At 71.6% G+C, this 12847-nt stretch carries 12 protein-coding genes; 7 read left to right on the top strand and 5 right to left on the bottom strand.

Annotated elements, in window-relative coordinates:
- Positions 1–48 precede the first annotated feature (48 nt).
- Genes ACFTXQ_RS29875 through ACFTXQ_RS29885 form a run of 3 tightly spaced genes read right to left on the bottom strand, consistent with a single transcriptional unit; the run spans position 49 to position 3316 of the window.
- Positions 49–948, bottom strand: coding sequence for an acyl-CoA dehydrogenase family protein (locus ACFTXQ_RS29875; protein WP_382646534.1), 900 nt, complete (start codon positions 946–948; stop codon positions 49–51).
- Between the two features lie 5 nt (positions 949–953).
- Positions 954–2108, bottom strand: coding sequence for an acyl-CoA dehydrogenase (locus ACFTXQ_RS29880; RefSeq protein ID WP_382646537.1), 1155 nt, complete (start codon positions 2106–2108; stop codon positions 954–956).
- A complete protein-coding gene (locus tag ACFTXQ_RS29885; protein WP_382646539.1) occupies positions 2108–3316 on the bottom strand; it encodes an amidohydrolase family protein in 1209 nt (402 codons plus the stop codon). Before ACFTXQ_RS29885 ends, ACFTXQ_RS29880 begins: the two co-directional genes overlap by 1 nt.
- Positions 3317–3439: 123 nt before the next feature.
- On the opposite strand from ACFTXQ_RS29885, the gene ACFTXQ_RS29890 reads away from it, so the two are divergent.
- The 7 genes from ACFTXQ_RS29890 to ACFTXQ_RS29920 all read left to right on the top strand — a co-directional run bounded on the left by ACFTXQ_RS29890 (position 3440) and on the right by ACFTXQ_RS29920 (position 10080).
- Complete coding sequence (locus ACFTXQ_RS29890) at positions 3440–4999, top strand: class I adenylate-forming enzyme family protein (RefSeq protein WP_382646541.1); 1560 nt, start codon at positions 3440–3442, stop codon at positions 4997–4999.
- Between the two features lie 246 nt (positions 5000–5245).
- Positions 5246–6502: a helix-turn-helix domain-containing protein gene (locus ACFTXQ_RS29895; RefSeq protein WP_382646542.1), complete on the top strand. Its 1257-nt coding sequence runs from the start codon at positions 5246–5248 to the stop codon at positions 6500–6502.
- Positions 6503–6587: 85 nt separating this feature from the next.
- A complete protein-coding gene (locus ACFTXQ_RS29900) occupies positions 6588–7010 on the top strand; it encodes a hypothetical protein (protein ID WP_382646545.1) in 423 nt (140 codons plus the stop codon).
- A 102-nt stretch (positions 7011–7112) separates the two neighbouring features.
- Positions 7113–7376, top strand: coding sequence for a putative ATP-grasp-modified RiPP (gene tgmA, locus ACFTXQ_RS29905; protein WP_382646547.1), 264 nt, complete (start codon positions 7113–7115; stop codon positions 7374–7376).
- On the top strand, positions 7376–8341 hold the full coding sequence (gene tgmB, locus ACFTXQ_RS29910; protein ID WP_382646550.1) for an ATP-grasp ribosomal peptide maturase: 966 nt from the start codon (positions 7376–7378) through the stop codon (positions 8339–8341). Before tgmA ends, tgmB begins: the two co-directional genes overlap by 1 nt.
- Entirely contained in the window at positions 8338–9504 is a 1167-nt protein-coding gene (gene tgmC, locus ACFTXQ_RS29915; RefSeq protein ID WP_382646553.1) for an ATP-grasp peptide maturase system methyltransferase, read from the top strand. The genes tgmB and tgmC overlap by 4 nt, the downstream gene beginning before the upstream one ends.
- Before the next feature lie 294 nt (positions 9505–9798).
- Positions 9799–10080 carry a DUF6087 family protein gene (locus ACFTXQ_RS29920; RefSeq protein ID WP_382646556.1) on the top strand — a complete coding sequence of 94 codons (282 nt, stop codon included), beginning with the start codon at positions 9799–9801 and terminating at the stop codon, positions 10078–10080.
- 727 nt (positions 10081–10807) lie between these two features.
- Here the strand turns inward: ACFTXQ_RS29920 and ACFTXQ_RS29925 are convergent.
- Positions 10808–12064 carry a maleylpyruvate isomerase N-terminal domain-containing protein gene (locus ACFTXQ_RS29925; protein ID WP_382646559.1) on the bottom strand — a complete coding sequence of 419 codons (1257 nt, stop codon included), beginning with the start codon at positions 12062–12064 and terminating at the stop codon, positions 10808–10810.
- Complete coding sequence (locus tag ACFTXQ_RS29930; protein ID WP_382646562.1) at positions 12061–12639, bottom strand: sigma-70 family RNA polymerase sigma factor; 579 nt, start codon at positions 12637–12639, stop codon at positions 12061–12063. Before ACFTXQ_RS29930 ends, ACFTXQ_RS29925 begins: the two co-directional genes overlap by 4 nt.
- Positions 12640–12847 lie beyond the last annotated feature (208 nt).

Consider the following 12847-nt stretch of genomic DNA (forward strand, 5'->3'; position numbering starts at 1 on the left):
CACCCGTGCCGTCACAGCGGGCTACGGGCCCTACGGCGACGACGGGGGCTACGAGGCCGAGGCCAGCAGTTCCGCCGCCAGCAGTTCCTCCGCCTCCGCCGCGGTCCGCCACTGCTCGGCCCGCACCCACGCCCGCTTCAGGTGCAGGTGCACGTCCGCCTCCCAGGTGAAGCCCATCCCGCCGTGCACCTGGAGGCAGTCCCGGGCGTTGCGCACGGCCGCCTCGTCCGCCAGCAGCTTCGCCGCGGCGATCTCCCCGGCCTCCGCCGTCACCGCCGCCGCGTACACCGCCGTACGGGCCACCTCCGCCCGCACCAGCATCCCCGCGCACAGGTGCTTGACCGCCTGGAACGCCCCGATCGGCTGCCCGAACTGCTCGCGCTCCCCCGCGTACCGCACCGCCAGCTCCACCGTCCGCAGCGCACTGCCGAGCTGCAGCGCGGCCGTCAGCAGCGCTCCCGCGGCGCGGTACGCCACCGGGACCGGCGGACCGTCCGCCCGGTGCAGCGGCGTCAGCGGGTCCGCCGAGCGCACCGGCTCGCCGGCCGGCCGCTCGGCCGCGCCGAGCACCGCGTCCGCCTCCGCCAGGTACGTCACCAGGCCGCTCCCGCCCAGGTCGAAGGCGGTCACCACCGCCGCTCCGGCCGCCGCCCCCGCAACCACCCCGGCGGCCAGGTGCGTGGCCACCAGCGGCCCCGGCAGCAGGGCCCGCCCCGCCTCCTCGAAGACGAGGACCGCCTCCGGCAGCCCGAGGCCGACCCCGCCCTCCGCCTCCGGCAGGCGCAGCGCGAAGAACCCCGCCTCCCCCAGCTCCCGCCACAGCTCCCGGTCCACCGCCACGCCGGTGTCCACCGACGCGCGCAGCGCCTCGCGCCCGTACCGCCCCGCCAGGAGGTCCCGTACGCCCGCCCGCAGATCCCTCTGGTCCTCGGTCGGCTGGAAGTCCACGGCCCTCACCGGCCCTTCGGGAGGCCGAGGATCCGCTCGGCGACGATGTTGTGCTGGATCTGCGAGGTGCCCGCCGCGATCGTGTACGAGAGCGAGGAGAGCCGGTCGAGCACCCACTCCTCGTCCAGCGACAGCGCCCCGGCCCCCAACACCTCCGCGGCCGTGTCGTACAGCTCCTGGCGCGCGTGCGAGTAGGCCAGCTTGAAGACGGAGCCGCCGATACCGGGGACCCCGCCGGACCGCTCCGATTCGCTGACGTTCCACTGCGTGAGCCGCCACAGCGCGCCGAACTCCCCGTACAGGCACCCCAGCCTGCGCCGCAGCACCGGGTCGTCCCACCGCCCGTTGGCCTTCGCCGCACGGGCCAGCTCGCCCAGGGTGCGCCGACAGGCGACGACCTCGCCGACGAAGGCGGTGCCCCGCTCGAAGGACAGCGTCACCATGGTGACCCGCCAGCCGTCGTTCTCGGCCCCGACCCGGTTCTCGACCGGAACGCGCACCTCGTCGAGGAACATCTCGGCGAACTCCGTCGACCCGGCGAGCGTGCGCAGCGGCCGGACCGTCACCCCGGGCGCGTCCATCGGCATGGCCAGCCAGGAGATCCCCCGGTGCTTGGGGGCCGCCGGATCCGTCCGCACCAGCAGCTCGCACCAGTCCGCGACCTCCGCGTGCGAGGTCCAGATCTTCGACCCGGTGACCACGTAGTCGTCGCCGTCGCGGACCGCACGCGTGCGCAGGGAGGCCAGGTCGGAGCCCGCGTCCGGCTCGCTGAACCCCTGGCACCACACCTCGTCGCCGCGCAGCACGGGCGGCAGCCAGCGCGCCCGCTGCCCGGCCGTCCCCTCGGCGGCGATGGTCGGGCCCGCGTGCAGCAGTCCGACGAAGTTCGCGCCGACGTACGGGGCTCCCGCGCGCTCCGTCTCCTCCAGGAAGATCAGGTGCTGGGTCGGGGTGGCGCCGCGCCCGCCCGCGTCCACCGGCCAGTGCAGGCCCGCGTACCCCGCCTCGTACAGCCGGCGCTGCCAGCCGAGGTCGTAGGCGCGCCGCCCGGGCCAGTCGTCCGGGGACGGCTTGGCGGGCAGCTCGGGGAGGGCCTTGGCGAGCCATTCGCGCAGCCGGGCGCGGAAGTCCTGCTCCTCCTCGGTGTAGGTCAGGTCCACTACTTGGCCCGCTCCTTGTCCAGGTCCAGGCCGAGCATGCGGATGGCGTTGCCGCGCATCAGCTTGTATACGGTCTCGTCGTCCAGTCCCTTCACGTGGTCGAGGGCGACCTCCTTGGTGTGCGGGAAGGTCGAGTCCACGTGCGGGTAGTCGGTCTCGAAGGTCGCGTTGTCTCGCCCGACGACGTCCAGCGAGGCGATCCCGTGCTTGTCGCGGAAGAAGCAGCAGAACATCTGCCGGTAGTAGTAGGTGGACGGCGGCTCGGGGATCAGGTCGCGGACCCCGCCCCAGGCGCGGTGCTCCTGCCACACGTCGTCGGCGCGCTCCAGGGCGTAGGGGATCCAGCCCATCTGGCCCTCGCTGTAAGCGAGTTTCAGGGTCGGGAACTTCACCAGCACCCCGCTGAAGAGGAAGTCCATCATCGAGGCCATGGCGTTGTTGAAGCTGAGCGAGGCCTGCACGGCGGGCGGCGCGTCGGGGGAGGCGGCGGGCATCTGCGAGCTGGAACCGATGTGCATGTTGACGACCGTGCCGGTCTCCTGGCAGACGGCGAAGAAGGGGTCCCAGTAGCCGGAGTGGATCGACGGCAGCCCGAGGTAGGTCGGGATCTCGGAGAAGGTCACGGCCCGGACCCCGCGGGCGGCGTTGCGCCGGATCTCCGCGACCGCGAGGTCTATGTCCCACAGCGGGATGATGCACAGCGGGATCAGCCGGCCGCCGCTGTCGCCGCACCACTCCTCGACCATCCAGTCGTTGTACGCGCGCACGCAGGCGAGGGCGACCTCCTTGTCGTGCGCCTCCGCGAAGGTCTGCCCGCAGAAGCGCGGGAAGGTCGGGAAGCACAGGGAGGCCTCGACGTGGTTGAGGTCCATGTCGGCGAGCCGCGCCTTGGGGTCCCAGCAGCCGCGCCGCATCTCCTCGCGGGTGATGCCCTCCAGGGTCATGTCGTCGCGGTCGAAGCCGACGGCGGCGATGTTGCGCTTGTACGGGAACTTCAGGTCCTCGTAGATCCACCAGTCGGTCGGCGGGCCGTCGGGGTCCATGGAGATCACGTACTTGCCGCCGGTGTACTCGAGCTCGCCGATGCCCGCGGTGAGCGCCTTGGGGCCGCGGTCCCGGTATTTGGCGGGCAGCCACACGTCGAAGAGGTGGGCGGGCTCGATCACGTGGTCGTCGACGCTGATGATCCGAGGCAGTTCCAGTCCCATGCGGTCTCCCCAATCTGATGGATCGTCAGAAACAAGCTAGCCCCGCCACCCCTGGACCGACAAGCGCCGGCGCTCTACGCTCTCCGCTTGATCTGACTATCCGTCAGCTATGGGGAGGCCGGGATGACGGACACCGCGACAGCGACAGCGACGGAACTGAGCCGGTCGGCAACCCTGTGGGAGCTGATCACCCGCCGGGCCGCACTGACCCCGGACACGACCGTCCTCATCGAGGCGGCCGAGGACCCGGCCCGCGACCGCCGGCGCACCTTCGCCGAGCTCCGCGACCGCTCCGAACGCGTCGCGGCCGGCCTCCACGCCATGGGCGTACGCCCCGGCACGGTCGTCGCCTGGCAGCTCCCCACCCGCATCGAGACCGTACTGCTGTCGATCGCCCTCGCCCGGATCGGAGCCGTCCAGTCCCCCGTCATCCCCTTCTACCGGGACCGGGAGGTCGGCTTCGCCCTCCAGGAAGCCAAGGCCGAGTACTTCGCCGTCCCCGGCGTGTGGCGCGGCTTCGACTACCCCGCCATGGCCCGCCGGCTGGGCGCACGCGGCGTCTTCGAGGCGTACGACGCCCTCCCGGACGGCGACCCGTCCGCACTCCCCCCGCCCCCCGCCTCCGGCACCGACGTCCGGTGGATCTACTGGACCTCCGGCACCACCTCCGACCCCAAGGGCGTCCTGCACACGGACCGCTCGCTGATCGCGGGCGGCTCCTGCCTCGCGCACGCCCTGCACCTGACCCCGTCCGACGTGGGCTCGATGGCCTTCCCCTTCGCCCACATAGCCGGCCCGGACTACACGGTCATGCTCCTCCTGTACGGCTTCCCGGCGGTCCTCTTCGAGAAGTTCGCGATGCCGGACGCCCTGGACGGCTACCGCCGCCACGGGGTCACGGTGGCCGGCGGCTCCACGGCCTTCTACTCCATGTTCCTCACGGAGCAGCGCAAGAACCCCGCGACCAGACTCATCCCGACCCTGCGCCTCCTGGCCGGCGGCGGCGCCCCCAAACCGCCGGAGATCTACCACGCGGTGGTGCGGGAGCTGGGCTGCCAGCTGACCCACGGCTACGGCATGACCGAGGTCCCGATGATCACCATGGGCGCCCCGGACGACACCGCGGACCACCTCGCCACCACCGAGGGCCGCCCCCCGACCGGCATGTCCATCCGCATCACGACGGCGGACGGAGCGCCCCTGCCCCCGGACACGGACGGCGAGGTCCGCCTCAAGGGCGAGGCGGTCTGCCAGGGCTACCTGAACCCCGACCAGTCGGCGGAGGTCTTCGACACCGACGGCTACCTGATCACGGGCGACCTCGGCCACCTCACCGAGGACGGCTACCTGGTCCTCACCGGCCGCAGCAAGGACGTCATCATCCGCAAGGGCGAGAACATCTCGGCGAAGGAGATCGAAGACCTCCTCCACCAACTCCCGGACATCACGGACGTGGCGGTCATCGGCCTCCCGGACCCCACCCGCGGCGAACGCGTCTGCGCGGTCGTCGAACAACCCCCGGGAGCATCCCCCCTGACCCTCCCCCAACTGACGACATACCTCCGCACGGCAGGCCTGGCCACCCACAAACTCCCGGAACAACTGGAACTGGTGGACGCCCTCCCCCGCAACGACGCGCTCCGCAAGGTCCTGAAGTACAAACTCCGCGAGCGCTACTCCTGAGCAGGCCGCGACTCACACGCGAAGCCCCTCGGTAGCCCCAGCCCTCGCACAGCCTCATCAAGGCGAGCCATCCGACGAGTTCCACCAACACCGGCTGGGCCTCCAGTGGTACGGCATCTCCCGGCCGCGCAATCCCCCCTTCCGCTGAGGGCGGGACGAGGCGCTTCCGTGCGTCTGGGGGCGCACGGAAGAGGCCCTGCCCCCTACGCTGTTCAGCGTCGAGCTGCACAGAGAAGGGGCAAGGCCGTGTCATCTGATGCTACCCCCGACCCGTACGACAACCCCGTCGCGTTCGGGCAACGCGTCCAGATCTACCGCAACCGTCGAGGCATGACTCGCGAGCAGTTTGCCGGACTCCTCGGCCACCACGCCTCATGGGTCAAGAAGATTGAGACCGGGACCCTGAGAATGCCGCGATTGCCGGAGATCCTCCGCATCGCTGAAGTCTTGCGCGTTCGCCGCCTGAATGACCTCGTGGGTGATGTCGGCGCCGAGCCGCACACCGATCTCTTCGTCGGCCCCGGTCACGATCAGCTCCCTGCGGTCCGGGCTGCGCTCACAACGTACCCGGCCCCGGGCACCCGAGAGTCACCGTCCCAGGCCTTCCTGCGCGCGGCCCTGGATGCCGCGTGGGCGGCTCGTCACGGAGCGCCGAATCACCGTGCGGTACTCGGAGAGCTGCTCCCCGGCCTGATCCGGGACACGCAGCTCGCCGTCCGGCAGGCCGAGACTTCGACCGACCGCCGCGCCGCACTGGCGCTCCAGGCCGAGACGTTCTTCCTCGCCCAGTTCTTCGTCGCCTACCAGCCTGACCCGTCCCTGTTGTGGCGAGTGGCCGAGCGCGGCATGGCCGCCGCGCAGGAGTCAGAGGACCCGCACGCCATCGGCGTGGCTGCCTGGCTGTCTGCGCAGGCTCACCGGGACTCGGGACCGGGACACTACGACGAAGCCGACGACGTGGTGATGCAGGCCCTGCGCCTGCTGGAACCGAGACTGGCGGACGCATCCCCCGACGTGCGGGCCATCACCGGCGCGCTCCGCGTCGAGGCGGGACTGACAGCGGCGAAGCGCCGCGCCACGGGCACTGCGTGGGGATGGTGGGACCGCGCCGACCGCATCTCCCAGCGGCTCCCCGCCGGCTACTTCCACCGCGTGACCAGCTTCGGCCGGGCCGTGATGGGTGCGCACGGCGTCACCGTCGCGGTCGAGCTTCGGGCTGGCGGCGAGTCCGTACGGCAGGCAAACCGGGCGGAGGCGGAGGCGATCCCGTCCCGGCCCCGGCGGGCCCGGCATCGGATCGAGCAGGCCCGCGCCTACTACCTCGACGGCCAGCAGGAAACCGCGCTCGCCACGCTGGAACAGGCACACGCGGCGGCGTCCGAGACGATCCGCTACAACGGGTACGCCCGCTCGATCTTGCTGGAGGAGACGGCGTCTCGTCTTCCGGAGCGGCGTCGGAGGGCAAGTCGGCTGGCTGTCGACATCGGCCTGCTGGCCGCTTAGCGAGGGGGCCCGAATCGGGCCCCTTCTTCGTGTTCCCTGCCGTCATCGTGATGTCTCCACCCGCTGACGACAGTAGGGAGCAGCCGTGCACGAGCACAGCCGAGGGGCCCTGAGTGACGGATTCACGAACCTTGGGGCGTTACTCGAGGAGCTCGCGGACGTAATCGAGGCGGCCGTCGAGGACGGCGCAGAGCAGGACATCACCACGGCTCTCACAACCGAGCCCGAGGCCGCAGAGCTTGCGGAGCTGACCTCGCGGGTGATCACGCACTGCAAGACCCTCGCGGTCGGCCTCAGCGAAATCCCCGAGTCCAAGCGGTCCACACGCGCGGTCGGCGCCCTGCTCGACTGGGCGGCCCTGGCCTCGCAGGCCGAAGAGGGCCCCTGGTACGGCACAGCCGACAACCTCGCGTACGCCCGCATGCTGGCGCTCATCGCGAGAAACATGCTCAAGGCACTCCGCGAGCAGCGGACGCCCGACGCCTCCGTGGGCCGGTCCAGCCAGTGACAGAGCGGGTCCACCAGGCCTCGCACGTGGCCATCGTGTTCGGCGTGCTTGCCGTGATCGTCGCCAGCACCAGTTGATCTGACCAACCAACGAGGAGACACCATGACCATCACGTCCCTTGCCCCCGTTGCACCGTGGGGAAGCAGCCGCCTCGCCCCCCACCCCACCACCATCCAGCTCCCGCACGCCTCCGTCACCATCGACCCCGCCACCCAGACCGGCATCTTCCGCGACCGGAACGGCCAGGTCGTGGAGATGGGCCAGCACGGCACCGCAAGCTCCACGGGCACCCAGACCCAGACCAGCCCGGACGGGGGACCCGGTACTGCCGACCAGGGCACCGACCAGGACGACCAGCAGGACTGATGACCACCACCGAGAAGAGGCCGGTCCTCGTCGCGACGGAGGCGAACGACGTCACCGCCGACATGGTCATCACCGAACTCAACCGGCGCAGTGTGCCGGTGGTCAGGTTCAATCCCGCCGACATCGGCGACGGCCTGACGGTCTCGGCTCGGTACGGCACCCGCCAGGCCCACGCGGCCGGGCGGGTGCTCACCCCGTCGAGATCCGCCCGTTTGGATGACGTACGGGCCGTGTACTGGCGCCGGCCGACCTGGCCGGCCTTCCCCGCCATGAGCCCTGACGACGCCCGGTTCGCTGCCGCTCAGACGCGATACGGGCTCGGCGGCATCCTGCACGCCCTCGACGGCACGCTGTGGGTAAACCTGCCCACGAGGAACGCCGAAGCGGACTACAAACCCCACCAACTGGCCGTGGCGCAGCGGCTCGGCCTCACCGTACCGTCCACGCTCATCACCAACGACCCGTCCGAGGCCCGGGAATTCGTGGCAGCCCATCCCGGCGTGATCCACAAGACGCTCCGGGCGACGCCCTACCAGCGGGATGGCGTCCCGGTGATGTCCTGGGTGGAGCCGGTCGCCGCCGGCGAGATCGACGACCGGGTACGCGTCATCCCGCACCTCTTCCAGACACGGATCGACAAGGCCTGTGACATCCGCGTCCTGGTCGTGGGCCGCCAGGTCTTCGCCGTGCGCATCGAGTCCGATCTCCTGGACTGGCGGCGGGACTACTCTGCCCTGACGTACTCGGCCATCATCCTGCCCGAGCCTCTGGAAATGGCCCTCCTCGCCTTCCTCGACACCTTCGACCTCGCGTCCGGATCCTTCGACCTCGCCGTCGACCACGCCGACACGTACTGGTTCCTGGAACTCAACCCCAACGGACAGTGGGGCTGGCTGGAGGAGCACACCGGGCTCCCCATGGCGGCCGCCTTCGCTGACCTGCTCGCCCAAGGAGAAGCCCCTTGATCGACACCAGCCCCGAGCGGCAGGCGCTCGCCGACCGCCTCGAAGCCGCAGGCGCCATCCGCACTCCCACATGGCGAAAGGCCGTCGAGGCCGTCCCCCGCGAACTCTTCCTGAACCCGGGCGTCTTCCTGCCCACCGGAGACGGACTCTGGCGGCCGGTAACCGCCGCCGGCACCGACCCGGCGGAGTGGATCAAGATCGCATACTCCGACGCGTCCCTCGTCACGCAGCTCGACAACCACCTCACCACCGACCAGACGTCAGGCCCGGTACCGGGCATCCCGACCTCGTCGTCCACGATCCCGCAACTGGTGCTGGAGATGATCGAGGCCCTGGACGTCGAGGACGGGCACCGCGTGCTGGAGATCGGCACCGGGACCGGGTACTCCACGGCCCTGCTGTGCCACCGCCTGGGCGAGGACAACGTCACCACGATCGAGCTGGACCCCGGAGTCGCCGCACGCGCCGACGCCGCCCTGGAGACCGCAGGCTTCTCCACCTGGACCGTCACAGGGGACGGACTCCTCGGCCTGCCCCGCCGCGCCCCGTACGACCGAGCGATCGCCACCTGCGGCGTCCGGCGCATCCCCTACACCTGGGTTCGGCAGACCCGCCCCGGCGGCATCATCCTCGCCACCATCGGGTCACTCGCCACCGGGACCGGCCTCGCCAAGGTCACCGTGCGCGAGGACGGGACAGCCGACGGGCGGTTCATCGCGCACGCCAGCTTCATGCAGGCGCGCTCCCAGGCGGTCACACCGATCGCCGGGGATCTCTCCTCCCGGGCGGCGTACCCCGACAGCGAACGGCGGGCCCTCGTAGCCCCGACCGACCTCGATGAGCCGATGCCGGCCTTCCTGGCCCAGCTCGCGGCTCCGGCGGCCCAAATCCTTCGGGTCCGGGCCGGCGACGGCACGCCTCGCGTCTACCTCTTCGACCCGAACCGCGAAAGCTTCGCCGAGCTCATCCAGGACGGCGCCGAGTGGACCGTACGCCAGGGCGGCCCGGTCCGGCTTTGGGACGACATCGAGCGGGCGCTCCTGGGGTGGGCAGGCATCGGGCAGCCGGGCATTTCGGAGGTCAGCATCCACGTGGCTGAGGGGCACCACACCTACCGCCTCGCAAACTACCCGGACCTGCGATGGGAGCACCCCCTTCGCTAACCCATTGGCCCGCTCGACGTCTGAGGCGGATGCACAACAACGGCACTGGTGAGGGTCAACTGCGTTGCGGCACGGTCTCCTTCATCGCGGCCCTCACCCACGCCGCACCAGCCTCCGGCAGCCCCGCTCCCACCGGCAGCGGACCTACGGGACACAGGCCGGGCCACCCGGCACACTCCGGAGCGGATCACGACCGAGGAGGCGTTCACCCTGCACGTCCATGCCGCAGACCAACATCTGAGCCACCCGCGAAAGCACGCCGACTCCCCTCCACTGCTGTGGGATTCTGCCCCCATGGGCAAGCACCGCAGACCAGGGCCTCCGAACCAACCCTCCCGTGCCGTTCCCCGCCTGGACGGTTCCGACCCGCTCGCCGCGTACGACAAACGCCGCCGCGCACCCATGGACGTCTACCGCCGCCACCGGCCGGCTGGAGGGGGCGCGGAGCACGTGCGGCCAGAAGAGGCCCGTGTCCTGGAGGAATGGGACGGCTTCACCTATGCCCCGGCCGGTACCGCTCCCAATCTCGCGGCGGCCAAAGCGTGGGCAAACGAACCCCGCCACAGCACCGGCTGAACCAGCTCCCGGATACCCGTCTCCTCGACGAAGAACAACCCACGACAGTCGCCGGACGCGTGATTGAGGAGCGCGTAGCGATCGTGGGCGGCTTATGACCAGCCCAAGAGGCCGGCTGACGCTGAGGGGCAGGAGCGCGTAGCGATGTGACGCGCGCCCGCTGCCGATGAGGCTCTCGCCGCCGTTTCGTGCGGGAAGACAGCCCGCCCGGCCCGGAAGGGCCCTGGTGGCGGGCCCGCGTGGGCATCCCGGCCCCGGAACCGGGGGAGTGCATCGCTGATGCCCTGGGCCCGAATAAGTGAGCCCGGTGACCATCCCTTTGGGGGCTTCCCGACAGTCCTTGTCTTTCCGGGGTGGGACGGTCTGTCAAGGGTGGCCGTAGGCCATCGCGAAGCGACGCGACGAAGGAGCGCCCTTGACAGGCCGGCCCGCCCCGGAAGGACTATGGGACTGGCGGGAAACCCCCAAACCGTCTCCGATGCCGATGGGATCGGCCCCCGAACCCCGAAGCCGCCGACTCGCTGCTCGGCTTGCCTGAGCGAGATGCCGGTGTCGCCGACCCCGCCCGACAGTTGACCGAGGCTCGGTTCCGCCGCCGAGGGGGGCGGGTGGGCAACCGCCGCTCTGGGGCGGGGAGCCAGGGGGGTGAAGGCCCCGAAGGCGCGTGAACACGTACAGAAGTCTCTGCCGCAACCCCACCCGTCCCTACCCCCGGCCCGTACACCCCCTACATCCGGCTGAGCGAAGCCGCCGCGAACAGGACGTCGCGGATGGCCTCGCGGTCGCCGTGTTGGCCTGCGGCCGCGTCCTCCGGGGCGATGTGGCCCGCGGCCAGCTGGCAGAACTCGATGCCGTCCAGGGCGATCTCCGCCACCGTCCGGTCCGCCGACGGCTTCGCCGCCGGGGAGTCCAGCGCGATGTCCCAGCTGCCGCCGCCCGCGCCCTCGATCTCCAGGTGCAGCGTCCGGCCCGGCGCGCCCGCCGCGACCAGGCCCCGCGCCGGCGCGGCCAGTCCCGCACGCCGCCGCGAGGCCAGCGCCCCCGGCAGGAGGCGCGCCGCCAGGTCGATCATCCCGTGCAGGTGCGCCCCGGACGGCGGCTCGTACGGGTAGTCCACCGCGTCCGCGATGTCCCACGCGTGCACCCAGCACTCGAAGGCCCGCTCCAGGAACGCGTCCCCGAGCGGCAGCGCGAAGCTCCCGTAGTCCACGGAGAGTTCCGCCACGCCCCGGCCCGCGAAGGAGACCGTGCGCACCAGCGTGTGCCCCTGCTCCCGCCACGGCTCGCGGACCCGCCGCGTCGCGGGGTAGGCCGACGCCTTCCAGAAGTGCTCCGTCCGCGCGGCCGGGTCGCCCGCCGGCGCGTCCGCTCCCAGCGGGTCGTCCAGTCCGAGCGCGCCGGCGATCAGGCCGTCCACCGTCAGCAGGTGCCCGATCACGCCCGCCACCGTCGTCCGGTGCGACCTGCGCCGCTCCTCCTCGAACCACTTCAACCGGACCGGGGTGTGCCATTCCGAGTCCCCGAAGTCCTGGAGCAGTGCGTCGAGCCGCGCGGTCTCGGTGTCGTACGGGCTCGCCCACGCCGGCACCGGGATGCGGGCCGGCCGCTTGCCCAGGCAGTCCTCCAGCACCCGCGAGCGCAGCAGCGGCTTGAGGTCGAGGCTCTCCTCGGGATGCAGCAGCCCCACCGCGTCGCGCAGCCGCAGCGCCTCCTCCGCGCAGGGCGCGCACTCGGTGAGGTGGTCCTCGACCGCCTGGGTCTCCTCGGTGGAGCAGGCGGCCAACGCCCACGCGCCGAGGAGGGACTTCAGTACGGCGTGCGAGGGCGGCGGCGACGGCTGGGGGAACCTCTCGGCCGCAGCCGGCGCAGGCTCGGGGGCGCAGCGCGGGTCGAGGTCGTCGGCGGGCCCGCGCGGACCCGGTATCCGCCTCGGGCCGCCGGGCAGCTCGTAACGGTCGTCGGGCGACTCGGCGGGGCCGTTCATCGGCGCGTTCCGTATTCCTGTGGGCCGTATCCGGGCTGGGTGGTGTCCTCCGGCGGGAGGGCGTTGGCGGTCGACAGCAGCTGCAGTCCGAGGCGCAGCCGGCGCCGCGCCTCGTCCTCGCTGATCTGGAGGTCGGCGGCGGCCTGCCGGTAGTCGCGGCGTTTGAAGTAGGCGAGTTCCAGCGCGGCGCGCAGCGGCGCCGGCATGGAGGTGACGATGTAGTCCGCGCGGGCGGCGGCGTTGGCGCTGCGCACCTTCTGCTCCAGCTCCTCGCGCGAGCCCCGGCCCAGTTCGGCCTGGCGCAGCCGGGCCACCGCCTGGCCCTGGGTGATGCGGGCGACCCAGGAGCGCATGGAGCCCTGCTTGGGGTCGTAGGCGTCGGGGTTCTCCCAGATGTAGCCGAAGACTTCGCGCGTGATCCGGTCCGCGGCCTTCTCGTCGCCCAGCACCCGGTGCGCGAGGCTGTGCACGAGCGAGGCGAAGCGGTCGTACAGCTCCCCGAGCGCGGCGGCCTCGCCGCGTGCGAGGCGCTGCTGCATGCGGCGGTCCCAGCGCGGTGGTACGTCCTTCGGCATAGTGCCCCCAGCCGTGGCCGTGTGTCGACGCATCGAATGTAGTCGGCACTCGGCCCGGCGCGCCCGTTTTGGGAGAACCTCGCCCTCGAAGTGAGCCCTCCGTGATAGGGGTGTGGCGCGGCGTGAACCCGTACGAACCCCGTTGGACCGGGCGGCACATGGGCACAGGTGTGCGCGCCCCACCGCGCTTCCCGTGCGCTGGTTCGAT

The organism is Streptomyces sp. NPDC057010, assembly GCF_042673805.1.
Taxonomy (GTDB): Bacteria; Actinomycetota; Actinomycetes; order Streptomycetales; family Streptomycetaceae; genus Streptomyces.

Excerpts from the sequence above, each read along its gene's own strand:
- ACFTXQ_RS29890 (WP_382646541.1), top strand. The coding sequence starts at position 3,440 with ATGACGGACACCGCGACAGCGACAGCGACGGAACTGAGCCGGTCGGCA.
- ACFTXQ_RS29925 (WP_382646559.1), bottom strand. The coding sequence starts at position 12,064 with ATGAACGGCCCCGCCGAGTCGCCCGACGACCGTTACGAGCTGCCCGGC.
- ACFTXQ_RS29885 (WP_382646539.1), bottom strand. The coding sequence starts at position 3,316 with ATGGGACTGGAACTGCCTCGGATCATCAGCGTCGACGACCACGTGATC.
- ACFTXQ_RS29920 (WP_382646556.1), top strand. The coding sequence starts at position 9,799 with ATGGGCAAGCACCGCAGACCAGGGCCTCCGAACCAACCCTCCCGTGCC.
- tgmA (WP_382646547.1), top strand. The coding sequence starts at position 7,113 with ATGACCATCACGTCCCTTGCCCCCGTTGCACCGTGGGGAAGCAGCCGC.
- ACFTXQ_RS29930 (WP_382646562.1), bottom strand. The coding sequence starts at position 12,639 with ATGCCGAAGGACGTACCACCGCGCTGGGACCGCCGCATGCAGCAGCGC.
- tgmB (WP_382646550.1), top strand. The coding sequence starts at position 7,376 with ATGACCACCACCGAGAAGAGGCCGGTCCTCGTCGCGACGGAGGCGAAC.